Source organism: Janthinobacterium sp. TPC_1 (genome assembly GCF_056037845.1).
This window is the reverse complement of sequence record NZ_CP195157.1, coordinates 1,751,713-1,777,860: the sequence shown is the minus strand read 5'-3', so window position 1 is coordinate 1,777,860 and position 26,148 is coordinate 1,751,713. Positions and strand designations below refer to the sequence as shown.

Below are 26,148 nucleotides of genomic sequence, written 5' to 3'. Positions count from 1 at the left end.
ATTAACGTTTGCCCAGCACGCCATCGTGACGGCGCCAGATACTGAGCGGATTATCATCGCGCAGCGACTCCGGCAGCAAGTCCTGCGGCAGGTTCTGGTACGACACGGGGCGCAGGAAGCGGTTGATGGCCGCCGTGCCTACCGAGGTGCTGCGGCCGTCCGACGTGGCCGGGAACGGGCCGCCGTGCACCATCGCCGTCGACACTTCCACGCCGGTCGGGAAACCGTTGGCCAGGATGCGGCCCACGCGGCGCTCCAGCACGGGCAGCAAACGGCGCGCGTCTTCCAGGTCGCCCGCATCCATCTGCAGGGTGGCCGTCAGCTGGCCTTCCAGGCTTTCCGTGATCGCCAGCATTTGCTCCATGTCGCGGCACGCCACCAGCAGGGAAGCGGGGCCGAAGACTTCATCGCGCAAGTCGTGCCTGGCCAGGAAGGCCTCGCCCGAGGTGACGAACAGGGCGGCGGCGCCCTTGCCTTCCTCGCCCGTGTTTTGCACCAGCGGCGTCACATCGGCGTGCTGCGCCAGCGCGGCCACGCCTTTCGCATAGCTGCTGGCGATACCAGCCGTCAACATGGTGGCGGCCGGTGCCGGCGCCAGCGCTTCGGCGGCGGCGGCGGCAAACGCCGTGAAGTCGGCACCTTCCAGGCCCAGCACGAGGCCGGGATTGGTGCAGAACTGGCCCACGCCCATCGTCAGCGACGCGGCAAAACCGCTGGCGATGGCCGCGCCACGGGCAGCCAGGGCTTGCGGCAGCGCAAACACGGGGTTGATGCTGCTCATTTCCGCATACACGGGGATCGGCTGCGGGCGTTCCGCCGCCACCTTCATCAGGGCGATGCCGCCCGAACGCGAACCCGTAAAGCCGACGGCCTGGATGGCCGGATGGGCGACCAGCGCCTGGCCGATGCCATTGCCCGTGCCCGTCAGCAAGGCGAACACGCCAACCGGCAGCTTGCAGATGGCAATCGCCTTGACGATGGCGCGCGCCACCAGCTCGGACGTGCCCGGATGGGCCGAATGGGCTTTCAGCACGACGGGGCAGCCGGCCGCCAGGGCCGAGGCCGTATCGCCGCCGGCCACGGAGAAGGCCAGCGGGAAGTTACTGGCGGCAAACACGGCGACGGGGCCCAGGCCGATCATGCGCAAACGCAAGTCAGGACGGGGCGGCACGCGGTCCGGCAGCGCCGAATCGATGCGCGCATCGGTCCAGGAACCCTCGCGCAGCAAGCCGGCGAACAGTTTTAATTGACCCACGGTGCGGCCACGCTCGCCTTCCAGGCGCGCGCGCGGCAAGCCGCTTTCCATCATGGCGCGCACGATCAAGTCGTCGCCCAGTTCGCCGATTTGCGCGGCGATGGTGTCCAAAAAGTCGGCGCGTTCCGCATCCGTGGTGGCGCGAAACGGGTCGAAGGCTGCTTGCGCCAGACGGCAGGCTTCATCGATTTGCGCCACGTCAACCATGTGGAAGGCGGGCGCGATGTGCGCGCGCGCGGCCGGGTCCCACGCTTCGAAGGAGCCGCCATTGCCCTTGACGGCGACGCCGCCGATCAATGCATCACCGGTGATATTGAAACTCATAATGTGCTCACTTTCGCAAATTCGGTTGGGAAGACGTCGAGGCGGTTGCGCAAGGCAGGGCCAAAGGCCGGCGCTTCGATTTCAAAGGTTTCGCCCGGCGCCACGCTGACGCCATCGGCAAAGCTCAGGGTGGCCGTGCCGAAGAAATGCACGTGCACGTCGCCAGGGCGCTTGAACAGCGGATACTTGAAGTGATGGTGTTCCAGGTTGGCAATCGTTGGCAATCGTGTGCGACATATTCTCTTCGCCGCTGACAAACGCCTTTTCCCAGCGCACCTTGCCGGCCGCATCAAGCACACGCGAGCTGCCGGCGATGTGCGCGGGCAATTCGCCTACCAGCAGGGCCGGACCCACGCTGCACATGCGCAGCTTCGAGTGGGCCAGGTACAGATAGTTCTGGCGTTCCGTCACGTGGTCCGAGAACTCATTGCCGATGGCGTAGCCGACCCGGTAAGGCTGGCCGTCGTCGCCGATCACGTACAGGCCGGCGATTTCCGGCTCTTCGCCGCCGTCCAGGGCAAAGTCCGGCATGCGCAGCGGCTGGCCGCCAGCGCGCACGATGGAGCCGTCGCCTTTATAGAACCATTCGGGCTGGGCGCCGGCCGTGCCGTCGGCGGGCTTGCCGCCTTCCACGCCCAGGCGGAACATTTTCATGGAGTCGCTCAGGGACTCGGCATCGCCGCCGATCTTCTTGTGCATGGCGTCGCGCGCGCCGGCGCTGCCCAGGTGGGTCAGGCCCGTGCCCGTCACATAGCAGTGCGCCTCGTCCGCATGGTCGAGCGGCGCCAGCAGGCGGCCGCTGGCGGCCACATCCGCATACAGGTGCGTGGCGTTGCCGACGCTGGCATTCACCAGCTCCGCCAGGCTCACCTTTTTGCGGATGGCGTCTTGCGCCAGCGCATAGGTCGTGTTGTAGCCTTCGATGACGCGGATGACGTCGTCTTGCAGCAGGCCGACGAGGCGCCCGCCATGTTCATTCGTAAATTGCAGCAACAGCATAATTGTCTCCGCTTAGTGTGAGTGGCGCGGCACGGCGGAACCGCGATTGCCGACCAGGAAGTCGAAATCGCAGCCTTCATCGGCCTGCAACACGTGTTCGATGTACAGCTGCTGGTAGCCGCTCTTCGGTCCGGGCGCGCTGCCCAGTTCGCGGGCCGCCAGGCGTTCGGCGATTTCCGCGTCGCTGATGTCGATGTTCAGGCTGCCGGCGTGGCAGTCGAGGGCGATCATGTCGCCGTCGCGCACAATGCCCAGCGGGCCGCCCGCCATGGCTTCCGGCGCCACGTGCAGCACGACGGTGCCGTAGGCGGTGCCGCTCATGCGCGCATCCGAAATGCGCACCATGTCGGTGATGCCTTGCGCCAGCAATTTCGGCGGCAAGCCCATGTTGCCCACTTCCGCCATGCCCGGATAACCTTTCGGGCCGCAATTTTTCATCACCAGCACGGAATTGGCATCGACGTCCAGATCCGGATCAACGATGCGCGATTTGTAATGTTCAAAGTCTTCGAAAACGACGGCCTTGCCCCGGTGCTGCATCAGATGCGGCGAAGCGGCCGACGGTTTCAGCACGGCGCCGCGGGGCGCCAGGTTGCCGCGCAGCACGCAGATGCCGCCATCGGCCAGCAGCGGGTTGTCCAGGGTGCGCACCACTTCATCGTTGTAGATCGGCGCTTCGACGCAGTTGTCCCAGAGCGACTTGCCGTTGACGGTCAGTGCATTCTTGTGCGGCAGCAAGTCGTCGCCCTCGCCCAGGCGGCGTATCACGGCCGGCAAGCCGCCCGCGTAGTAAAACTCTTCCATCAGGAAACGGCCCGACGGCAGCAGGTCGACGATGGTCGGCGTGCCACGGCCCGTCTTGGTCCAGTCTTCCAGCTCCAAAGGCACGCCGATGCGGCCGGCAATGGCTTTCAGGTGGATCACGGCATTGGTCGAGCCGCCGATGGCCGCGTTGACCTTGATGGCATTCTGGAACGCTTCGCGCGTCAGCACTTTCGACAGGCGCAGGTCTTCGTGCACCATTTCGACGATGCGGATGCCCGACATGTGCGCCAGCACGTAGCGGCGCGAATCGACGGCGGGAATGGCCGCGTTGTGCGGCAAGGACGTGCCCAGCGCTTCGGCCATGCTGGCCATCGTCGAGGCCGTGCCCATGGTGTTGCAGGTACCGGCCGAGCGCGACATGCCCGATTCGGCCGACATGAACTGGTGCAAGGTGATCGATCCCGCCTTCATCTGCTCGTGCAGCTGCCACACGGCCGTGCCGGAACCGATGTCCTTGCCGTTCAGCTTGCCGTTCAGCATGGGGCCGCCGCTGACGACGATGGTGGGAATGTCGACGCTGGCAGCGCCCATCAGCAGGGCCGGCGTCGTCTTGTCGCAGCCGACCAGCAGCACGACGGCGTCCATCGGGTTGCCGCGGATCGATTCTTCCACGTCCATCGAGGCCAGGTTGCGCGTCAGCATGGCGGTCGGGCGCAGATTCGATTCGCCGTTCGAGAAGACGGGGAATTCCACGGGGAAACCGCCCGCTTCCAGGATGCCGCGCTTGACGTGCTCGGCCAACTGGCGGAAATGCGCGTTGCAAGGAGTCAGTTCGGACCAGGTATTGCAAATGCCGATGATGGGCTTGCCGTGAAATTCGTGGTCAGGTATGCCCTGGTTTTTCATCCAGCTGCGGTACATGAAGCCGTTCTTGTCCTGCGAGCCGAACCACTCGGCCGAGCGCAGGGGTACCTTCTTTTTTGTCTCAGACATGCCATTCTCCTGGTTGTGCCATGCCGGATCTAAGGTCGTCGGCCCGGGCAGCGATGTTGGAATACTAAAGAATCCTGCCATGCCTTTCCAATCAATTTTTAATGCGTTCCGATATCGAAAACGATATCGGCATGTGCCAATGAAAACGCCCTGCGGGCGCATGGCGGCAGGGCGTGGGCGATTTTGGCTGGGGCGCTTACTCTACGGAAAACCGGTAGACGGTTTCCGTCCGGTATTCCTCGCCCGGGCGCAAGATGGTGTTCGGGAAATGCGCCTGGTTCGGCGCATCGGGGAAATGCTGGGTTTCCAGGCACAGCGCGCTGCGGTAGCTGATGGCGCGCAGCTTGCCATACTGGCTGCTGTCGAGGAAATTGCCGGAATAAAACTGGATGCCCGGTTCCTGCGTGTACACCTGCATCACCCGGCCCGATTGCGGATCGCGCACGGTGGCCGCCAGGTTCAGCAGCTGACCGGGTTGTTGATTCAGCACAAAGTTATGGTCGTAGCCGCGCCCGGTGCGGATCTGCTCGTGCGGCAAGTCAATGCTGTCGCCGATGACGGTGCTCTGGCGCAAGTCGAATGGCGTGCCGGTGACGTCCGCCAGCTCGCCCGTGGGAATCGAACCGGCATCGACGGGCAGGTAGCGGTCCGCATTGATGGACACTTCGTGGCCGAGGATATGGCCCTGCCCTGCCAGGTTGAAATAGCTGTGGTTGGTCAGGTTGACGGGCGTGGCCTGGTCCGTGACGGCATGGTAGCGCAGGCTCAGGGCATTGTCGTTGTCCAGTTCATAGGTCAGCGTGACGTCGAGCTTGCCCGGGTAGCCGTCTTCGCCGTCCGGGCTGCTGCGCGTGAACGTGACGCCCACGGCGTCTTCCTTCGTGAACGGTTCGGCCTGCCACATGACCTGGTGGTAGCCTTGGTTTCCACCATGCAAGTGATTCGGTGCGTTGTTGACGGCCAGCTGGTAATCCTTGCCGTCGAGGCTGAAACGTCCCCCGGCAATGCGGTTGCCGTAGCGCCCGATGACGGCGCCCAGGAAAGCGCCGTTGTGCAGATACGGCTCGATGCGCTCGAATCCGAGCACCACGTCGGCAAAGGCACCTGTGCGGTCCGGCACGTGGATTTCGCTGATGATGGCGCCAAAATCGAGCACTTTCACTTGCATGCCCTGGCGGTTCGTCAGGGTAAACACGGTGACGTGGTCGCCGCCGGGCAGGACGCCGAACGGCGCTTGCGTCACTGAAACAGAATCAACTGGGGTCATGGCGTCGGGTCCAGGTTTTACAGGGTCGATGAGCGGCCAAACACGGGCATGCCTTGCGCATCCCAGCGCAGCGGCTTCACAAACGTGTGGCGATCCGGGTTCCACAGCGGGTCGCCGACGATTTCCGTGTAGGTGCGGGCATGGTACACCAGCAATACGCCGTCGCCGTCCTCGGCCGTGGTAAAGCTGTTGTGGCCGGGGCCGTAGATGCCGTGCTCATAGCAGGTGGCAAACACGGGCTCGGGCGACTTCGTCCACGAGAACGGGTCGAGCAAGTCGGCGGACTCGTCCGCCCACAGCAGGCCCATCGCGTAGTTTTCATCGGTGGCACTGGCCGAATAGCTGATGAAGATCTTGCCATTGCGTTTCAGCACGGATGGCCCTTCGTTGACCCAGAAGCCGCGGATTTCCCAGTCGAATTCCGGCTTGCTCAGCATCACGGGCGGGCCGGCCAGCTGCCACGGCGTGGCCATCGGTGCGATGTACAGGTTCGAATTGCCTTCGATGGCGACATCTTTCTGCGCCCACAGGTAGTACAGCACGCCGTCGTGCGTAAAAGTGGTGGCATCCAGGCAAAAGGTGTCGATGCCCGTGTCGATCGATCCCATGAATTCCCACTCGCCTTCCAGCGGGTTGGCGTTGGTGTTGCGGATCGCATACATGCGGTGCTGGAACAGCTTATGCTTGATTTCGCGGCTCGGCGCGGCGGCGAAATACACATACCAGGCGCCCTGGTTGAAGTGCAGCTCGGGCGCCCACACCAGTTCGCTGTACGGCCCCGTGTCCGGCTTGTGCCAGACGGCGACTTGCTCCGCGTCGGCCAGGCCGGCGATGCTGTCGGCGCGGCGCAGTTCGATGCGGTCATACTGGGGCACGGAGGCCGTAAAGTAATAATAGCCGTCGCTGTGGCGGGTGATATGCGGGTCGGCGCGCTGTTCGATCAGCGGTTTCAAGACTTCAGTCATAAGCACTCCAAATCATTTCATTAGATTAAATTAGTTTGCCTTACAACACCTGAGAAAACCGTAGCGAGCGGAAGGAAGAGGTGGCTAAGAAGCGCAACCGTACTCTAGTACGGTGAGCATCGCAGGCCGCCTATACCGACGCGCAGTAGGTTAGCTCAGGTGTCCTCATGCAGCCACAAAGCCACGCTTGTGCATTTCCACTTTGACGCCGCGGTAATAGTCATCGCTGATGCGGTACTTGAACATCAGCAAGCCCATCAGCAGGTGGAAGAAACCGGGGATGACCGACAGCATCAGGGCGATGCCGTTCAGAGCGAATTGCGTTTGCTCATGGTTGGGCTGGTAGTCGAAATACGCGAGCAGCACGCCCACCAGGCCGCCTGCCACCGCCATGCCCGCCTTCTGGCACACGGAAATGCCGCCAAAGGCGAAACCGGAGACGCGCTTGCCCGTCTTGACTTGACCATAATCAATGGTTTCGGCGATGGCCGACCAGAACACGGGCGCGTGCAAGTCCACCACGAAGGACAGCAGGAAATACAGGGCGAAGGCCAGCACGGTATCGCTCGGCTTCACGAAGAAATAGATGGCCAGGCTGATTAGCGCGACGCCGATCTGCGTGTAGCGGAACAGTTTGACCTTGCAATAAAACTTGGTGATCCACGTCGAGGCGATCATGGCCAGGATGGCGGCCACCACGCCCGTGGTCAAAAAGGCGGCCACGGTTTCCGTGCTGCCGCCCAGATAGTATTTCGCGTAATAAATGGCGACCGAGCCGCGCACCACGTAGCCGATGGTGCCCGTGACGCACACGCCGCACAGCACCAGCCACTGGTCGTTCCGCAGCAGCACTTTCAACTGCGCCAGCAACGATTGCTTTTCCACCACGTGCACGACGCGCTCGGTGGTGGAGAAATAGCAGAACAGGAACAGGGCCACGCCCATGACGGCCATCACGGCCATGGCTGCCTGGTAGCCGACGGCCGGGTTGCCGCCACCCCAGCGCTGCGACAGCACCGGCACGACGATGGTCACCATGAAGGCGCCGATCTTGGCGAAGAACAGGCGGTAGCCGTTGGCCGACAGGCGGTCCTGCGGGTCGCTGGTGAGGCCGCTGATCAGGGAAATATACGGGATGCCGACACCCGCCGTCATGATGGTCATCAAGATATACGTCGAATATGCCCAGATCAGCTTGGCGTCATACTGCCACTCTGGCGTGCTGAAGACGAAGAAGACGCTGACGCCATACGGCACGGCCAGCCACAGCAGATACGGGCGGTAGCGGCCCGAGGCAAAGCTGTAGCGGTCGGAGATCTGGCCCATGACCAGGTCGGCGATGGCGCCGATGACTTTCACGGCCACGAACAGCAGGGCAAGATCCGTGGTTTTCAAGCCATAGATATCGGTATAGAAAAAGGTGATGATCAGCATCATCGATGAAATGACGACATTCAGCGCCATGTCGCCGGCGCCGAAGCCGACCTTTTCAACGGTAGATAATTTTTGCGTCTCCATGCTTTCCGTCCATTCTTTTGATGATGAATCGTGCGTGACTGCCAAACTGCAACGCAAGGGGCGCTGCCGGCCGAAACCATGGCAACGCCCTTGATTTTTTACTGTGTAACCAACTTACATTTTCCAGCGTAAAGACAGGCCGACCGTGCGGTCATAACGGCGCGTATCGCGCGCATACACGCCCGGCGCGTTCCAGTAATCCTTGAACTTGGTGTCGAGCAAGTTATTCCCATCGAGGGTCACGGTGAACTGCTCGTTGATCTTGTACGACAGCGAACCGTCGAGCTGGGCCGTCGGCGCCACTTTCAAATCCAGGCCGGGGCCGCCCTGGTTGTAGCTGTCGATGAATTTCGAGCGCCAGTTGTAGGCCAGGCGGCCCGACCACGCGTCTTTTTCGTACAGCAGCACCAGGTTGTAGGCGTAGCGCGACACGCCCGTGATGGCATGGCTGCCCGTCTCGTCGTCGGTGGTGCCGCTCATGTAGGTGCCATTCGCTTGCAAGCCCAGCCCGCTCAGGATGCCGGGCAAGCGGTCATAAAACTGCTGGTAGCCGATTTCCAGGCCCTGCAGCTTGCCGGCAGCCGTGTTGTAGGGGCGGTCCACGTCGTAGGTCTTGCCACCGATGGTTTCGCTGGCAATGCGCTGCTGGATATAGCCGTCGAACTTGTGATGAAACACGGTGGCCGTCACGGAACCGGCCGGCGCGAAATACCATTCCAGGGCCGCATCGACATTGTCGCCCGTCACCGGTTTCAAGTTCGGATTGCCGCCCGCGCCCGTCGCCTTCACCGTTTCCGTCGAGTTGACGAGGGCCACGCCCGGGTTCAGCTGGGAAAAGCCGGGGCGGCTGATGGTGCGGCCCGCGGCGAAGCGGCCGACCAGGTCGGAACGCAGTTTGATTTTCAGGGCCACGCTCGGCAGCACGTCGGTGCTGGCCGTGTCGCTGACGACGGGCGTGTACACGCCATCCTCGGAAGTATTGCCTTGCAGGCTTTGCTCCGTGCGCACCACGCGCACGCCCACGGTGCCATCGACGGGGTAGGCGCCCAGCTTGAAGGCGATCTTCGCCTTGGCATAGATGGAATACGTCTTTTCCGTATCCTTGAAGAACGAGCCCGGATCCATGGCGCGCGCCGCGCTGCTGCCCGTGACGGCCTGGCGGATCGTGCCCGTGTTATTGAGCAGGAAGCTGGCGCACGGCGTATACCACTGCTTCAAGCCATAGTGGGGACCGCCGCTGGACATCGGTTCCGACAGGCAATTGAGGCCCGGAATCGAGGTCACGCTCTGGCGGCTGAACGGAAATGCGGCGCCGGACACGTCCGGTGCTTCCGCATTGCCTTCATAGCTCTTGATCGACTCGGCTTCGCGCTTGACGCCGCGCAAGCCGACGCTGATTTCCTTGAAGAAGCCACCGGCGCTCGGCGTGTACGCCAGGTCGGCGCGCAGGTCGTTCGAACTGCCCTTGTCTTCGCCGTAGCGGTCGAAAAAGCCCTTCAGATAGTAGTTCGACGGGTCTTGCAGATCGATGCCCGTGTAATCGACGTGCAGGGTGCCGTTCTGGTTGGTATTGATGGTGGCGTTCGGCACGACGGTGATGGCGTCGAGAATCGGATTGCGCCAGGCATAGGTGCTTTTGGTGCTGGCTACTTCCGACGTGAAACGCCATTCCGGGTTGATTTCCCACAAGCCGCCCACGGCGAACTGGTGCGTCTTCGTCTGGTTCGTTGTTCGCCTGCGTCGACATGATGGTGTTGACGTTGGTGGAAGTGAGCGTTTGCAGCTGGTTGCTGCCGGGAATCTTGGTTGCCGACACGGGCGTGCCCCACCATGGCAAGCCAACGAAGTAATCGGACTCGGCATCGAGCAGGAAGCGCGTGGCCATGCCTTCCGCGTACAGTTCGACGTCGGCGTTCGGACGCCATTGCAGCACGGCATTGGCGGTCGTGCGGCGGCGGTCGCCCTTGATCGGCAGCAAGCCCACCTGGTCCGGCCCCGTCAAACCGGGCGACAGGAAACTTTTATCCACGGGCGCCGTACTGAAAGCGCGTTCCTCATGGTAGCGGTGTTGCTGCTGCGACAAGCCCAGCAGCGCGCCCACCTCGCCGATGCCCGTCTTCCAGCGGTTCGCCACCATGCCGCTGACGTTCGGGTCCGTGGCTTTCGATTTGTCGCTGTAGACGGCGCGCGTGTTGACGCTAGCCGTGAAATCCTTGAAGTCGAACGGGCGGTTGGTGCGCACGTCGATGATGCCGGCCACGCCGCCTTCGACCTGGTCCGCGCCCTGCGACTTGTACACGTCGACGCGCTGCAGCATGGTGGCGGGAATGTCGGCCAGGTTGACGTAACGGCCCGTGGTGGTGAACAGTTCCCGGCCGTTGAGCAGGGTCGTGACATCGCGCAAGCCGCGGATCATGACGGCGCTGGCCTCGCCCGAATCGCGGCGGATCTGGATGCCGGAAATGCGCGCCAGGGTCTCGGCCACGTTGTTGTCGGGGAATTTGCCAATGTCGTCGGCGACGATGGAATCGATGACCTGGTCCGAGCGCATCTTGATCTGCTGCGAATTTTGCGCCGAGCGGCGCACGCCGCTGACGGTCACGACAGCCACTTCCGCGGCAGGCTCGGCACTGGCATCGGCCGCCACCGCCTCCTGCGCCCACACCGAAGCCGAGCTCAGCAAGCCGATACCGGCCAATGCCGCAACGGCGGCCTTCAGGGTGAATGGACGAGGGAAAGTGGCCGCGAGCGGGCCGGTGGCGTGGCGCATCATGAATCTCCAGATATTGTGTTGATATTTTTTATGTCGCTTGCATGTCGTGCGCATGCTCGGCGTTTATCTTAGGGGCTGGGCGATAATCTCTCCAATCAATTTTTCCGCAGTTTCGATATCAATTTCGATATCGGCGATGGAGGGACTTTGGAGGGTGTGAAGCGACAACGGCAGGGGCGTCCTGGAAAACGACAGTCATTGCTGGATGGGCGCCGAATGGGCCTGGTATCTGACGGATGGGTACTGACGGATGGTGCCTTGTCACAGGCCAGAATCGGGCCTCGTCGGAGGCGGCGGTGCAGACATTATTGACATGGGCGCAGTACTCATCAACCCAAAACGGCCTGGGTAGTCGTTTGGGTTACTGTGCAGGTCAATCAGCTGAAATCACACACTGATATCCAAAGATGTCCAAAAATATCCAAAAATATCCAAAAAAACCCAAAACCATCAAAGCGATGTCGCTCCATCATTTGGCACATAATATGCGGTACGGCGTTCCCCCCGCTGCAGGAGCTGCCCAGACTCCCGCAAGCGCTTCAGCAAATTTTTCGCCTGCAGCGAAGTCAAGCGGCATAGCTCAGCCACCTCGGCACGCCGCACCGAACCATGTTGCTGTACATAGCTCAAAACCATTTGCTCCTGCTGAAGTCCGCTGAATCCCATTTGCCGTGTATAAGCGGCTTTATCCCCTTCAGCACGGTACAAGCCAGCGGCCAAAGTGTACGTCCGACCACGGGCCGTACCATGTGCCTGTGCCAATCCGGCCTCAACAAGTGCCTCGAGTGTGCGTTTGGCTTGAGCAGCTTCCCGCTGAATATGCAACGCCAGTTCCTCCGTTGTCATGCGCTTCATACCACGCAATGCGGCCAAGGCGATAAGGCTATCTATCGGTAACTCACCACCGCGACGCCCTTCCTCTTCAATCACACGCTTCAGGAATGCTTCATCCCATCCCTCGTATCCAAACGCAAAACAACGTTGGTGCTATCAGTGCGGCGATAATCTGGCTCGGATCGTCCAAAGCGTAGCAGTCCCCGATAAATTTTATCTACGCCACGACCAGAACGCTCAACCAAGCCTATGCGTTTCATGGCATCGGCCAAGGCTCGATTGCGCGGTCGCGGCTCGGTCGTTAATAGATTTGCCAAGGTGACGCCATCCACCAGACCGCCTGGATTACTGATCGTCAATCCATCATCATCCATACGAACATGCACTGCGCCCAAGCGATGATAATCACGATGCACCAAGGCATTTGCAACAGCCTCTCGAAAGGCACCAAAATCTACTTTGGGTACCGGGACACGAAAGAGATCAACTTGAATCTCCCGTTCGGGGTTATAAGGACGGAAATTCGTTTCCAGCCAATCTAACGCTTTTAGCAAAGGGAAGCGGCGGAATTCATTAAACGTCACGGCTTCGCGCGCCAACACCTGAAAAGCAAATTCATGTGTGGGAACCAACTCGTTCAATGCCGTATCCCGGCCAATGAGCAGGAGGCCAGCCAAAGTCGGTGCCCGGCTGCCATCACTCAAGCGCGAAGTGAGCCCCAAGGCGCCATCAAGCGCTTCATCATCAAGTTCCAGCAACACACGGTCACCACCATATTGCTGCACGCTCTGACGCAAGCGCTCGCGTTCCAATGGATCGAGATCGCTCAAGGATGCCCCTGCGACTATTCGTGCTGAAGCATCCATCAAACCAAAGCTGCTGATCCGGCTGGCACGATCATGCGGCAACATGGCCACACATTCAGGCTGTCCATCAGCCTTGATCCGGCGCCGGAGATAAGTACCAGAAGTAGTTGCTACCTCACCATGGGCCTTGGGAACAAAGATACACGCGACACGAACCTCACCCACGATGACAGCCTTGAAATTGACCGCAAAGGAAGGTGATGTACGGGCCGCGATAAGCCCCGCTAGCCCCGTCAGTTCCAAACGTTCTACGTGTAATCCAGTCGGGGTGCCATCATCCTCTACTCCTAGCCATAACTGTCCACCCTCGGCATTCGCAAGGCAAATGACCGCTTCAACAAGCTCACGATCAGGTAAGCGCTTACGGTCACTCTTGAATTCAACCGTCAGTGATTCGACCAGCGGTAGCTCGAGGATCATTTGCAGTGGCTCTTTGTTTGAATATAGAAGAATAAGGTATCACTACATGAAAGATACATCATGGCGCAGGTCGCGTACATCCACGAATATGGCTAACCATGTAAAGTATTAATCAATGAACAGCAAGAACTCGGAAGGAAAACACAAGGTCTTGGTTTGTCTGGTGCGGCTGGCGGGGATCGAACCCACGACCCTTGGCTTCGGAGGCCAATACTCTATCCACTGAGCTACAGCCGCGTAGGGGGAATTTCTGAAGTGATGCGAAGGATACCGTTTTTCTTTACCTACGTCTACGGAAACTGTCGTATCGTCGGCAATTGCATGTCACTGCTCAATTTTTGTGCCTATAATTGTGGGTTTCATAAAGGTTTACATACAAGCATGTAAAAATGCTACCTTACACGGCCATCAGTTTCAAATCTGGACTAAGGACATCATGAGCGACGCACATAACGAACAACAATCAGCGATCAAAACGCCTAAACAATTGCTTGCCGCCGTAGCTGGCTTCTTCCTCGTCACCGTCATCGGCATCATCCTGCTGGTGCAGTTCGTCACGGCGCAAAAACTGACGGGCGCCGGGACGGACAGCCAGTCGCCGGAAGCCATTGCCGAGCGCCTGAGCCCCGTGGCCAACGCCGGCTTTACCTTCAAGGATGCCAGCGGTCCGAAAGTGCTGCAAAGCGGCGAAGCCGTGTACACGGCGACCTGCGTGGCGTGCCATGGCGCCGGCGTGGCCGGTGCACCGAAATTTGGCGATGCGGGCAGCTGGTCGGCCCGCCTGGCCCAGGGCTACGATACGGTTCTGAAACACGCGATCGAAGGCTTGCGCGCGATGCCGGCCAAGGGCGGCAATCCCGACCTCGACGATGTGGAAGTGGCGCGCGCCGTCGTCTATATCGCCAACGCGTCGGGCGGCAAGTTCAAGGAACCGGAAGTGCCGGCACCGGCCGCAGCCGCTGACGGCGCCGCCGCACCAGCAGCCGAGCCTGCCAAGTAAGCAGCGCAGCACCAGTATCGAGGAACCGCCCGTTGGGGCGGTTTTTTTTCGCCCGCAGTTTGCGCCAGATCACACGACGTAAAAAAACCGCACCGCTTGCGCGGTGCGGCTGGCAACTGAGCCCTTGAACAGCCGTCTTACCACATGATGACGCGGTCTTTCGGTGGCAGATACATCTTGTCGCCCGGCTTCACGTCGAAGGCTTGATAGAAGCCTGGCTGGTTGCGCATGGTGCCGTTGGCGCGGAACTGGCCTGGCGAGTGCGGGTCCGTTTTCAGCAAGACCAGTTGCTGGGCTTCGCGCATCTTCATGCGCCATACCTGGGCAAAGCCCGCATAGAAACGCTGTTCGCCCGTGAAACCGTCGATGACGGGCGCTTTCTTGCCATTGAGCGACAACTTGTACGCTTTGTACGCGATCGCCACACCGGAATTGTCGGCGATGTTTTCGCCCAGGGTCAGTTCGCCGTTGACGAAGTGGCCCTTGACGGGGCTGAAGCTGTTGTACTGCGCCACCAGTTGCTTGGTTTTCTTGGCGAAGTTCTTATGGTCGGCCTTGGTCCACCAGTCGCGCAGATTGCCGTCGCCGTCGTACTGGGCGCCCTGGTCGTCGAAGCCGTGGCTGATTTCATGGCCGATCACGCCGCCGATGGCGCCGTAGTTGACGGCGTCGTCCGCATTGGCGTCGAAGAACGGTGCTTGCAAAATGGCGGCCGGGAAGACGATTTCGTTCAGTTCCGGATTGTAATAGGCGTTCACGGTCTGTGGCGTCATGCCCCACTCGTCGCGGTCGATGGGCTGGCCCAGCTTGTTCAATTCACGGTTGTAGTGAGAAGTGCGAACGCTGGATGTTGCCGATCAAATCGTCGGGCGCCACCGTCAGGCCCGAGTAATCGCGCCATTTGTTCGGATAGCCGATCTTGGTGGTGAACTTGGCCAGCTTGATTTGCGCCTGTTTCTTGGTGACAGGGCTCATCCAGTCGAGCTTGTCGATGCTTTGCTTGTAGGCCGTCATCAGGTTTTTCACCAGCGCTTCCATGCGCACCTTGCGCTCGGCCGGGAAGTATTGCTCGACGTACAGCTGGCCCACGGCTTCGCCCAGCGCGCCTTCGACGGCACCCACGCCGCGCTTCCAGCGCGGACGCATTTCCGTCACGCCCGTCAGGGTGGTGCCATAGAAGGCAAAGTTTTCATCGACATACGCTTTCGGCAGGTAGCCGGCGTTGGCGTGCAGCAAGTGCCACTGGAAGTACGCTTTCCACGTTTCCAGCGGCGTCTTGTTGGCGATCTCGGCAAAGCCTTTCAGGTAGCTGGGCTGGCTGACGATCACATAATTGACCTTGCCGGCGATGCCCGTGTCCTTCAGATAGCGGGCCCAGTCGTAGCCTGGCGCCACTTCCGCCAGTTTCGCCAGTTCCACTTTGTTGTAGGTTTTGACGGGATCGCGGTTCTGCACATTGCTCCATTGTGCCTTGGCCAGTTCCGTTTCCAGGGCCACAATGGCTTTCGCATTCGCGGCTGCGTTCGCGTCGCCGGCCAGGCTGAGCATTTTTTCCACGTGGGCCAGGTATTTGGCGCGCGTGTCGGCCTTGCCTGCTTCCAGGTAATAGTCGCGGTCAGGCAGGCCCAGGCCGCTTTGCACGATGTCGGCCACGTATTTGGTGGAATCCTTGGCGTCCTGGTGGATGCCGAAGTCGTACGGCGAGGTCACGCCCAGCTTGCTGAAGTGGGCGATCACGGCAGGCAACTCCGCCTTGTCCTGCAGCGCGGCGATCTTCGCCAGCTCCGCGTTCAAGGGCGTCAGGCCCAGGCTTTCCAGCTTGGCTTCATCCATGAAGCTGTTATAAAAATCACCGATTTTCTGGGCATTCGAACCGGCCGCGCGGGCCTTGTCGGCGGCAGCGCCTTCGACGATGCCGCGCAGCTGCGTTTGTGTATCGTCGGCCAGCTTGGCAAAGCTGCCCCAGCTCGATTTGTCGGCAGGAATCACGGTTTCCGCCAGCCATTTGCCATTCAGGTGCTGGAACAGGTCGTCCTGCGCGCGCACGGCAGGGTCGACGTATTCGACGGCGATGCCGGAGGTCAATGCGGCGGCCGCGACGGCGGTGGCGGGAGCGGCCTTCTTGGCGCTATCAGCGGCGCCAGCCATGCCGGACACGCCGGCCAGCAAACTCAGGGTCAATGCACTTAACAAATAACGATTCACGGTTGTCCTCTATATTGTATTGTGTGAAATATAAGGGTCAGAAGGCCCAAGGCTTCTGGCCCGGTTTTTGACTGTAGCATACCGGCCGAAACGACAGAAAGAACTTTGGCCAGAATGCAAAAAAGACCACGCGAGGTGGTCTTTTCTGTTGTTACAGTAGTACGTTTTCTACGACGACGTGCACGTGATTACCAGATGATCACGCGGTTTTCCGGGGCAACATACATCTTGTCGCCCGGTTTCACGCCAAACGCTTCATAGAAGCCAGGCTGGTTGACCATAGTGCCATTGGCGCGGTACTGGCCCGGCGAATGGGGGTCGGTCTTGATCTGCACGATCTGCTGCGCTTCGCGCATCTTGCTGCGCCACACCTGGCCAAAGCCCATGTAGAAGCGCTGGTCGCCCGTGAGGCCGTCCAGCACGGGCGCCGGCTTGCCGCCCAGCGAGATTTTATAGGCTTTATAAGCGATCGCCACGCCCGAGTTGTCGGCGATGTTCTCGCCCAGGGTCAGCGCGCCGTTGACGTGGTAGCCAGGCAATGGGCTGTAGCCATCGTATTGCTTGGTCAACGCATCGGCCTTGGCGGCGAAATTCTTGCGATCGGCCGGGGTCCACCAGTCCAGTCGCGCAGGTTGCCGTCGCCATCGGACTGGCTACCCTTGTCGTCGAAACCGTGGCTGATTTCATGGCCGATGACGGCGCCGATGGCGCCATAGTTGACGGCGTCGTCCGCGTTGGCGTCAAAAAACGGCGGCTGCAGGATGGACGCGGGGAAGACGATTTCATTCATCGTCGAGCTGTAATAGGCATTCACCGTTTGCGGCGTCATGCCCCACTCTTCGCGGTCGATCGGCTTGCCCAGCTTGGCCACCTGGCGCGCGGAAGCGAAATTGGCCGCGCGCATCATGTTGCCCACCAAGTCGCCCTGCACGATTTGCAGCTTCGTGTAATCGCGCCATTTATTCGGATACGCGATCTTCGGCGTGAACTTGGCCAGCTTGGCTTGCGCTTCCTTCTTGGTTTCCGGGCTCATCCAGTCCAGCGTGTCGATGCTGTCCTTGTAGGCGGCCAGCACGTTTTTCACCAGTTCCTGCATGTGCGCTTTGCGTTCTGCCGGGAAATATTGCGCCACGTACAGTTTGCCGACGGCTTCGCCCAGCACGCCTTCGACGGCGCCCACGCCACGCTTCCAGCGCGGCTGGTTTTCCGTCACGCCGCTCAGTACCGTGCCGTAGAAGGCAAAGCTCTCGTCGACGAAGTTTTTCGACAGGTAGCTGGCGTAGCTGCGCAGCAACTGCCATTCGAAATACGCTTTCAGGGTGTCCAGGTCGGTCGCGGCCAGCACCTTGTCGTAGCCGCCCAGGTAGCTCGGCTGGTTGACGATGACGTAATCGACCTTGTTGGCGATGCCCAGCGCGGCCAGGCCGGACTTCAGGTCGTAGCCCGGGGTCAGGTCGTTCAGCTTATTGATGTCGGTCTTGTTGTAGCGTTTCACGGGGTCGCGGTTCTCGACCTTGGTCCATTGCACTTCGGCCAGCGATGTTTCCAGGGCGACAACGGCCTTGGCGCGGGCGGCGGCGTTCTTGTCGCCCGCCATGGCCAGCATCTTTTCCACGTGCGCCTGGGTATTTTTCCTTGACGCCCACCTGCTTGGCTTCCAGGTAGTAGTCGCGGTCGGGCATGCCCAGGCCGCTCTGGCTCACGTAAGCGGCATATTTCGTCGAGGCACGGGCATCCTGGCCCACATAGACGGCGTACGGCGTCGACACGCCCGCCTGGCTCAGGTGGGCGATCATGGCGGGCACGCCCTTCTTGTCGCGCAGCGAGCGGATACGGTTCAGTTCACCGGCCAGCGGCTTCGTGCCCAGCGCGTCGAGCTTGGCTTCATCCATGTAGCTGGCGTACAGGTCGGCAATCTTTTGCGCTTCGGAACCGGCCTTCTTGTGCTTGTCCTGTTGCGTGGCTTCGATGATGCCGCGCAATTGCGGCGTCGTGTCATCGCGCAGCTTGGCGAACGAGCCCCAGCTCGACTTGTCGGCAGGAATCTCGGCCGTGGCCAGCCACTTGCCATTCAAATGGGTGAAGAAATCGTCCTGCACGCGCACGGCGGGGTCGATGTACTGCACGTCGATGCCGGAAACGACGCCGGCGGCGGCAGGCACGGCGCTTGGGGCCACGGTCGGGGCGGCCACGGCGGATGCGGGTTCGGCGGCATGGGCAAACGCAGCCAACAGGGTCAGGGTCAGACTGCTCAAGAGATAGCGATTCACGGATTGTCCTTATGGGGCATGTCAAAAAGACCGGGCGGATAGCTGCGGGCGGATAGCCTGCCGCGCCAGGCGCTGCAGGAATGTAGCACGCGACCATGCCCTTTGGCCAATATTGCCCCCGGACTGCCCCGGGAGTCGCCGCTCAGTTCGGCCAGGCTCAAGGTGTGTTCACGCGTTTATCCATACAGATACAGCAGGTCGTCGATCAGCGCCAGCTCCTGTTGCGTGAACTGCGTGTGATTGAACTGTCCGATATCGTCGAGCACACCCCGAATCGGCACTTGCCGTGACGGATCCTGAACGATGTCGATCAGCAGGCCGGCATCAGGATCCCGCCCCTGCAGATACTTTTCAATCAATCAGCGCGCGGTGAGCGCGGCGCGTGCCTGCAAATCAGTTAACATTTTTTTATCCGCTGCCAAGGAAGAAGCGCCAGTCTAAATGAGCTTGAACCCGTGGATAAAAAAAAGCCTGCGTCCGCGGACGCAGGCAAAACCACTTCGGGTCGAGAATGCGAGTCCACTATAGGGCCGCGGCACACGCTTTTTTTCGACTCTTACAAATGCTTACTCCCCTCAAGACTAACCATACATCGCATACAAAACCGCAACATATGGCAAGCTGGCAGCCCCGTTTTCGCGCGTAGACTGAGCCCAGGCACGCTTTTTCCACGGCCGGCCCACGCCGGCAGAGATTCAGGTCTATACTTTCAACAAAGCGCCGCTCCACGGGGACTGGCGCTTGTGCAAGACACGCTAGCTGCAAAGGTGCAATGATGGGCAAACTCAAAAATACCGGCTTGATCGGCCTGGGCGTGGTGGCCGGCGTCGCCGTGTCGCTGCAATTTTCCGCCATGGCGCAAAAGACCGTCGAGCCGCCCCTGCCGCTGGAAGAGCTGCGCCAGCTGGCCGACGTGTTTGGCCTGATCAAGTCCGATTACGTCGAGCCGGTGGAAGACAAGAAACTGCTGGAAGACGCCATTGCCGGCATGGTCGCCTCGCTCGACCCCCATTCCGCCTACCTGGACAAGAAAGCCTACGCCGAGCTGCGCGAAGGCTCGGAAGGCAAGTTCGTCGGCCTGGGCATCGAAATCGGCCTGAGCGAAGACGGCTACATCAGGATCGTCTCGCCCATCGAGGATTCGCCCGCCTACCGCGCCGGCATCAAGGCCGGCGACCTGATTACCCGTCTGGACGGCCAGCCCGTGAAGGGCGTCAGCCTGGACGACAACGTCAAGCGCATGCGCGGCGAACCGGGCACCAAGGTGTCGCTGACCATTGCCCGCAAGGATGAACCGCAGCCGCTGGCGTTCACCATCACGCGCGAGGAAATCCATCAAAAGAGCGTGAAGGCGAAGAAGATGGTCGAGCCCGGCTACGCCTGGCTGCGCGTGTCGCAATTCCAGGAACCGACCGTCGACGACATGGCCGCGCAGATCACGGCGCTCTACAAGCAAGACCCGAACATCAAGGGCATGGTGCTGGATCTGCGCAACGATCCGGGCGGCGTGCTGCAGGGTGCCATCGGCGTCTCGGCCGCCTTTCTGCCGAAAGATGCGGCCATCGTCTCGACGAATGGCCAGTTGCCGGACTCGAAACAGGTGTTCTACGGCCGCGCCGAATACTATACGTTCCGCTCGGAAGGCGACGCGCTGGCAAAATTGCCGGCCGCCATCAAGAAAGTACCGCTGGTGGTGCTCGTCAACACGGGTTCGGCCTCGGCGTCCGAAATCGTCGCCGGCGCCCTGCAAGATTACAAGCGCGCCACCATCATCGGAACGCAAACCTTCGGCAAGGGTTCCGTGCAAACCATCCGCCAGCTGACTGCCGACACGGCCGTCAAGCTGACGACGGCCCGCTACTACACGCCGAACGGCCGCTCGATCCAGGCCAAGGGCATCGTGCCCGACTTGCTGGTCGATGAGAATGCGGACGGCGACGGCTTGAACGGCTTGCGCATCCGCGAAGCGGACCTGACCAAGCATCTGAGCAACGACCGCGACAAGGAAAGCGCCAAGGCCGCGCCCGTCAACGACGAGATGGAAGAGCAATTGCGCATCATCGCCCTGGAAAAGACCCGCAAGCCGCTGGAATTCGGCAGCCAGGACGATTTCCAATTGCACCAGGCGCTGAACCACCTGAAGGGTTTACCAGTCCAGCTGGCCAAGGCCGAACCGGTGGTGGTGCAGGCCGACGTCAAGAAAGAACAGCAGAAGTAAGCAGCAGCGCCAGCAACACAGCGGGGGGCGCCATGCCCCCCGGTCAGCCGTCCACGCGACAAAAATCAATCTTCCGCCACACATCCCCCTGCCCCGCAACACGAAACTCTCTACAGTCGAGCCCGTTTGTGTAAAATTTGCTTCACTTATCGGCGCCACGTCGATTGCCAAATTTGAAAGTTTAACCATGAAACAAGTCGTCATCAGCGGTACCGGACTGTACACGCCGCCATTTTCGATCTCCAACGAAGAGCTGGTCGCCTGCTTCAATGCCTACGCGGAAAAGTTCAATGCCGACAACGCAGGCGCGATCGCCGCGGGCGAAGTGACGGCGCTGGAGCTGTCGAGCGTGGCCTTCATCGAAAAGGCGTCCGGCATCAAGTCGCGCTTCGTGATGGAAAAGGAAGGCATCCTCGACCCGGCGCGCATGGTGTCGCGCATTGCTGAACGGGGCGATGACGAATTGTCGCTGCAGGCGGAAATGGCCGTCGCCGCCGCCAAAGACGCCCTGGCGCGCGCGGGCCGCACGCCGGCCGACATCGACATGGTGCTGGTGGCCTGCAGCAACATGCAGCGCGCCTACCCGGCCATGGCCGTGGAAGTGCAGGATGCGCTCGGCATCGATGGTTATGGTTTTGACATGAACGTGGCGTGCTCGTCCGCCACCTTCGGCATCCAGCAAGCGGTGGCCGCCGTGCAAAGCGGCCAGGCGCGCGCCGTGCTGGTCTTGAATCCCGAAATCACCAGCGGCCACCTGAACTGGCGCGACCGCGACAGCCACTTCATTTTCGGCGACGCCTGCACGGCCATCATCGTCGAAGCGAAAGATACGGCCGTTTCCAGCCACCAGTTCGAGATCATCGGCACGGAACTGAAAACGCGCTTTTCTAACGCCATCCGCAACAATTTCGGCTTCCTCAACCGTTTTGACGAGTCCGGCGTGGGCAAGGCCGACAAATTGTTCCGCCAGCAAGGGCGCAAGGTCTTCAAGGAAGTGTGCCCGATGGCGGCCGAAATGATCAAGGCGACCCTGGCCAAGGCCGGCGTGGAAGTGGCGCAAGTGAGCCGCTACTGGCTGCACCAGGCCAACCTGAACATGAACCTGCTGATCGCGCGCCTGATCCTGGGCCGCGACGCGCAAGCCCAACGAAGCGCCCGTGATCCTCGACACCTACGCCAACACCTCGTCGGCCGGCTCCATCATTGCCTTCCATAAATATCAAGATGACATGGCCGCCGGCAGCACCGGGGTCATCTGCTCGTTCGGCGCCGGCTATTCCATCGGCTGCGTGGTCGTGCGCAAGCTCTGAGCGCATGGGTGTAACATCGCCTGATTCCTGAATTAGGCGATGTTCGTGACGGATAGGCGGGCGTTCGCTTCCAGCTGGACGAAGATATAGCACAGGTTTTTTGCAATAAAGCCGCAGGAAATTTTCCGGCAGGGCCTTTGATGCGTTTATACTTGGTCGCTGAGCAACATCTTTTCCATCCGCACGTCCCCATAAGGAACCCCACACGCATGCCCCATGACATCAGCCTGATCACCACCATCGCCGCCGCCCTCGGGTTCGGCCTCATCTTCGGCTTCATCGCCGCGCGCCTGAAACTGCCGGCCCTGGTCGGCTATCTGGCCGCCGGCATCATCATCATCGGACCGGCCACGCCCGGTTTTGTGGCGGATGCGGAAATAGCCGGGCAATTGGCGGAAATCGGGGTGATGCTGATGATGTTCGGTGTCGGCCTGCACTTTTCCATCGAAGATTTGTGGGACGTGCGCAAGATCGCGCTGCCCGGCGCCATCCTGCAGATCGGCGTCGCCACAGCGATGGGCATGGGCCTGGCCCACTGGTGGGGCTGGAGCCTCGGCGGCGGACTGGTGTTTGGCCTGGCCCTGTCCGTGGCCAGCACCGTGGTGCTGCTGCGCGCGCTGGAAGAACGGGGCATCCTCGACTCGCTCAATGGCCGCATCGCCGTCGGCTGGCTGGTGGTGGAAGACCTCGTCACCGTATTGGTGCTGGTGCTGCTGCCGGCGTTTGCCGGTGTGCTGGGCGGCAAGGTCGCGCCGGGCGCCGAGGCGGCCAGCCTGTGGCAAACCCTGGCCATTACTCTGGGGCAAGTGGCCGGCTTCATCGTCTTCATGCTGGTGGTCGGCCGCAAGCTGTTCCCGTGGATTCTATGGCAAGTGGCGCGCACCGGCTCGCGCGAACTGTTCACCCTGTGCGTGATCGCCGCCGCCGTCGGCATCGCCTACGCCTCGACCAAGCTGTTCGGCGTATCGTTTGCGCTGGGCGCCTTCTTCGCCGGCATGGTGCTGCGCGAATCCGAACTGAGTCACCGCGCCGCGGAAGAGTCCTTGCCCCTGCGCGACGCGTTCGCCGTACTGTTCTTCGTCTCCGTCGGCATGCTGTTCGAGCCGACCATCCTCATCGACAAGCCGCTGCAGGTGCTGGCCGTGTGCGCCATCATCATCTTCGGCAAGTCGATTGCCGCCTTCTTGCTCGTGATGGTGCTGCGCTATCCGCCGAAAACGGCCATCATCGTCTCGGCCAGCCTGGCGCAGATCGGCGAATTCTCGTTCATCCTGGCCGCCCTGGGCCTGTCCCTGGGCCTGATGCCGCAGGAAGGCCAAAGCCTGATCCTGGCCGGCGCCATCCTGTCGATTGCCCTCAACCCGCTGGTGTTCAGCATGGCCAAGCCGCTGCTGCGCGTGATCGGCAACAGCGACTTCGCCCGCAAGTTCGAACGCACGACGGACCCGCTGGCCGAGCTGCCGATGACGGTGCCGCAGGAAAAGCTGTCGGGCCAGATCGTGCTCGTCGGCTATGGCCGCGTGGGCCGGCGCATCGCCGCCGCCCTGATGGAGCGGGGCATCCACTTTGTCGTGGCCGAGGAAAACCGCGAAATCGTCGACCAGCTGCGCAAGCAGGGCATCCCGGCCGTGGCCGGCAATGCGGGCGAGCCGGCCGTACTGATCCAGGCGCACATCACGCACGCCACCATGCTCGTCATCGCCACGCCGGACACCTTCCACGTGCGCGCCATGATCGAAACGGCGCGCGCGCTGAACCCGAACATCATGACGGTGGTGCGCACGCACAGCGAGGAAGAGGCGGAATTGTTGCGCGCGGAAAACGCGGGCAAGGTGTTCATCGGCGAACACGAACTGGCGAACGGCATGGCCGAACACGTGCTGCAGAGTTTTGATGCGGCGAAGAAGGGGCATGGCGGGCATTAAGCCGGTACCCTTTCCATCCAGCAAGCCTGCCCGCTACCCAGCCGGCAGGCTTTCTTTTTACAGGCTGGCGGCCAACTCGGCCCCTTCCCGTATCGCCCGCTTGGCGTCGAGCTCCGCCGCCAGCGCGGCGCCGCCGATTTTATGGAAGCGGGGGCCGCCCGACGCAAGCGGTTTGCCATCCTTGCCGACGGGCGGCATGAGTTCCGTCAAGCTGTCCTGGCCCGCGCAAATGACGATGTTGTCCACCGCCAGCAGACGCTGCTCGCCGCCCACGGTGATGTGCAAGCCCTGCCCGTCGATCCTGTCGTAGGTGACGCCAGCCAGCATGGCCACGCCATTTCTCGCCAGCGCCGCGCGGTGCACCCAGCCCGAGGTCTTACCCAGGCCCGCGCCCACTTTCGACGTCTTGCGCTGCAACAAGAAAATCTGCCGCACGGGATGCGGTGCGGCGGGTGGCACCAGGCCGCCGCCCGTCGCCGCGTTCAAGTCCACGCCCCACTCGCCCGCCCACGTCGCCACGGGCTGGGGCAGCGGGTGCGCCGGGTCGTGCAGCAAATACTCGCCCACGTCGAAGCCGATGCCGCCCGCGCCGATGATGGCCACGCGCGCGCCCACGGGCTTCCTGGCTTGCAGCACGTCCAGGTAGGACAGCACCGTCGGATGGTCGATGCCGGGAATGGCCGGCAGGCGCACCTTGATGCCGGTGGCGACGATGACGTCGTCGTAGCCGCCGGCCAGCAACTGCTCGCGCGTGACGCGCTGGCCCAGGCGCAGCTTGATATTCGACAAGGCGATGCGGCGGGCAAAATAACGGATGGTTTCCGTAAATTCTTCCTTGCCCGGTATCTGCATGGCCACCTTGAACTGGCCGCCCACGCTGTCGCTGCTGTCGAACAGGGTCACCTCGTGCCCGCATTCGGCGGCCACGGTGGCGGCCGACAAGCCGGCAGGCCCGGCGCCGACGACGGCCACGCGGCGCGGCACGGCCTTTTTCGCATAGACCAGTTCCGTTTCATGGCAGGCGCGCGGGTTGACCAGGCAGCTGGCGCGCTTGTTGGCAAAGGTGTGGTCAAGACATGCCTGGTTACAGCCGATGCAGGTGTTGATCTCGTCCGCGCGCCCGGCAGCGGCCTTGGCGACAAAGTCAGGGTCGGCCAGGAAAGGGCGTGCCATCGACACCAGGTCGCAGTCGCCCCGCTCCAGGATGGCGTTGGCTTCGTGCGGCATGTTGATGCGGTTCGACGCCACCACGGGAATGGTGACTTCACGGCGCAGCCGGCCCGCCACGGAAGCAAACGCGGCGCGCGGCACCGAGGTGACGATGGTGGGGACTCTTGCTTCATGCCAGCCAAAGCCCGTATTGAGAATCGTTACGCCCGCCTGCTCCAGGGCCTTGGCCACCGTCACCACATCGTCCCAGGTATTGCCGCCCTCGACCAGGTCGAGCAGGGAATGGCGGTACATGATAATGAAATTGGGGCCGACGGCGGCGCGGATGCGGCGCACGATGTCCACGGGCAGGCGCATGCGGTTCCCGATCGTGCCGCCCCAGCGGTCCTGGCGCAGATTCGTGCGCGCGCACAGGAACTGGTTCAGCAGATAGCCCTCGCTGCCCATCACTTCGATGCCGTCATAGCCGGCCTTTTGCGCCAGGCGCGCGCAGCGCACGTAGTCGCAGATGGTGCGTTCGATGCCCCGCTCGCTCAAGGGACGGGGGCGGAACGGCGAAATCGGCGATTTCTTGGCCGACGCCGAGACGACGAACGGCTGATAGCCATAGCGGCCCGCATGCAGGATCTGCATGACGATCTTGCCGCCCTCCTCGTGCACGGCGCGCGTCACCTTGCGGTGGTTGGGCACGTCGCCGAGGAAATTCAAGGTGCCGCCGAACGGCAGCAGCCAGCCTTGCCGGTTGCCGTCGGCGAGATGCCGCCCGTGACGATCAGTCCCACGCCGCCGCGCGCCCGTTCGCGGTAAAACGCGGCAAGCTTGCCATAATGATAAAAACGATCTTCCAGGCCCGTGTGCATGGACCCCATGATGACGCGGTTGCGCAAAGAGGTAAAACCCAGGTCGAGCGGGGCCAGCAGATGGGGATAGGCAGTCATGGTGATCGGTCCGGTAAGGTGGTTGCAGGCCGTACGGTAACAAGCATTGCCGCTCGCCGCAGCGACTTTCTCTAGACCGGGAGTTCTAAATTGCCGGTCGCACAGGCTGGCGATGGGTACAGCTTGTGCCGGG

The 26,148-nt window shown here is 61.6% G+C and carries 12 protein-coding genes, 1 tRNA gene and 6 pseudogenes; 4 read left to right on the top strand and 15 right to left on the bottom strand.

What is annotated here, in order from left to right; genetic code table 11:
* Window position 1 precedes the first annotated feature (1 nt).
* From ACQVLG_RS08610 to ACQVLG_RS08560, 11 genes and pseudogenes are all read right to left on the bottom strand, one after another.
* Complete coding sequence (locus tag ACQVLG_RS08610) at window positions 2–1,579, bottom strand: aldehyde dehydrogenase (NADP(+)) (RefSeq protein ID WP_474293967.1); 1,578 nt, start codon at window positions 1,577–1,579, stop codon at window positions 2–4.
* A pseudogene (gene araD1, locus ACQVLG_RS08605) lies at window positions 1,576–2,578 on the bottom strand (AraD1 family protein). Before araD1 ends, ACQVLG_RS08610 begins: the two are co-directional and overlap by 4 nt.
* A gap of 12 nt (window positions 2,579–2,590) precedes the next feature.
* Window positions 2,591–4,336 carry an IlvD/Edd family dehydratase gene (locus tag ACQVLG_RS08600; protein WP_474293965.1) on the bottom strand — a complete coding sequence of 582 codons (1,746 nt, stop codon included), beginning with the start codon at window positions 4,334–4,336 and terminating at the stop codon, window positions 2,591–2,593.
* Window positions 4,337–4,532: 196 nt separating this feature from the next.
* Window positions 4,533–5,603: an aldose epimerase family protein gene (locus ACQVLG_RS08595; RefSeq protein WP_474293963.1), complete on the bottom strand. Its 1,071-nt coding sequence runs from the start codon at window positions 5,601–5,603 to the stop codon at window positions 4,533–4,535.
* A gap of 17 nt (window positions 5,604–5,620) precedes the next feature.
* On the bottom strand, window positions 5,621–6,568 hold the full coding sequence (locus tag ACQVLG_RS08590) for a glycoside hydrolase family 43 protein (RefSeq protein WP_474293961.1): 948 nt from the start codon (window positions 6,566–6,568) through the stop codon (window positions 5,621–5,623).
* Between the two features lie 165 nt (window positions 6,569–6,733).
* Complete coding sequence (locus ACQVLG_RS08585) at window positions 6,734–8,086, bottom strand: MFS transporter (protein ID WP_474293959.1); 1,353 nt, start codon at window positions 8,084–8,086, stop codon at window positions 6,734–6,736.
* Between the two features lie 114 nt (window positions 8,087–8,200).
* Window positions 8,201–9,784, bottom strand: coding sequence for a TonB-dependent receptor (locus ACQVLG_RS08580; protein WP_474293957.1), 1,584 nt, complete (start codon window positions 9,782–9,784; stop codon window positions 8,201–8,203).
* Window positions 9,785–10,397: 613 nt separating this feature from the next.
* Window positions 10,398–10,637, bottom strand: a pseudogene (locus ACQVLG_RS08575) (TonB-dependent receptor plug domain-containing protein); the annotation flags it as partial.
* A gap of 672 nt (window positions 10,638–11,309) precedes the next feature.
* Window positions 11,310–11,789, bottom strand: a complete 480-nt coding sequence (locus tag ACQVLG_RS08570) for a DNA glycosylase AlkZ-like family protein (protein ID WP_474293955.1) — start codon at window positions 11,787–11,789, stop codon at window positions 11,310–11,312.
* 5 nt (window positions 11,790–11,794) lie between these two features.
* On the bottom strand, window positions 11,795–12,979 hold the full coding sequence (locus ACQVLG_RS08565; RefSeq protein ID WP_474293953.1) for an ATP-binding protein: 1,185 nt from the start codon (window positions 12,977–12,979) through the stop codon (window positions 11,795–11,797).
* A gap of 161 nt (window positions 12,980–13,140) precedes the next feature.
* Window positions 13,141–13,216 (bottom strand) — tRNA-Arg (locus tag ACQVLG_RS08560).
* A 199-nt stretch (window positions 13,217–13,415) separates the two neighbouring features.
* On the opposite strand from ACQVLG_RS08560, the gene ACQVLG_RS08555 reads away from it, so the two are divergent.
* A complete protein-coding gene (locus ACQVLG_RS08555) occupies window positions 13,416–13,979 on the top strand; it encodes a c-type cytochrome (protein ID WP_152251614.1) in 564 nt (187 codons plus the stop codon).
* Between the two features lie 137 nt (window positions 13,980–14,116).
* Here the strand turns inward: ACQVLG_RS08555 and ACQVLG_RS08550 are convergent.
* From ACQVLG_RS08550 to ACQVLG_RS08540, 3 genes and pseudogenes are all read right to left on the bottom strand, one after another.
* Window positions 14,117–16,184, bottom strand: a pseudogene (locus ACQVLG_RS08550) (M13 family metallopeptidase).
* A gap of 188 nt (window positions 16,185–16,372) precedes the next feature.
* A pseudogene (locus tag ACQVLG_RS08545) lies at window positions 16,373–18,454 on the bottom strand (M13 family metallopeptidase).
* 176 nt (window positions 18,455–18,630) lie between these two features.
* Window positions 18,631–18,813, bottom strand: a complete 183-nt coding sequence (locus ACQVLG_RS08540) for a hypothetical protein (RefSeq protein WP_474293951.1) — start codon at window positions 18,811–18,813, stop codon at window positions 18,631–18,633.
* A 413-nt stretch (window positions 18,814–19,226) separates the two neighbouring features.
* On the opposite strand from ACQVLG_RS08540, the gene ACQVLG_RS08535 reads away from it, so the two are divergent.
* The 3 genes and pseudogenes from ACQVLG_RS08535 (at window position 19,227) to ACQVLG_RS08525 (ending at window position 23,907) form a co-directional block, all read left to right on the top strand.
* Window positions 19,227–20,672 carry a S41 family peptidase gene (locus ACQVLG_RS08535; protein WP_474293949.1) on the top strand — a complete coding sequence of 482 codons (1,446 nt, stop codon included), beginning with the start codon at window positions 19,227–19,229 and terminating at the stop codon, window positions 20,670–20,672.
* A 187-nt stretch (window positions 20,673–20,859) separates the two neighbouring features.
* Window positions 20,860–21,982, top strand: a pseudogene (locus ACQVLG_RS08530) (beta-ketoacyl-ACP synthase III).
* Between the two features lie 209 nt (window positions 21,983–22,191).
* Window positions 22,192–23,907, top strand: coding sequence for a cation:proton antiporter domain-containing protein (locus tag ACQVLG_RS08525; RefSeq protein ID WP_474293947.1), 1,716 nt, complete (start codon window positions 22,192–22,194; stop codon window positions 23,905–23,907).
* A gap of 57 nt (window positions 23,908–23,964) precedes the next feature.
* Here ACQVLG_RS08525 and ACQVLG_RS08520 read toward each other — a convergent pair.
* Window positions 23,965–26,015, bottom strand: a pseudogene (locus ACQVLG_RS08520) (oxidoreductase).
* Window positions 26,016–26,148 lie beyond the last annotated feature (133 nt).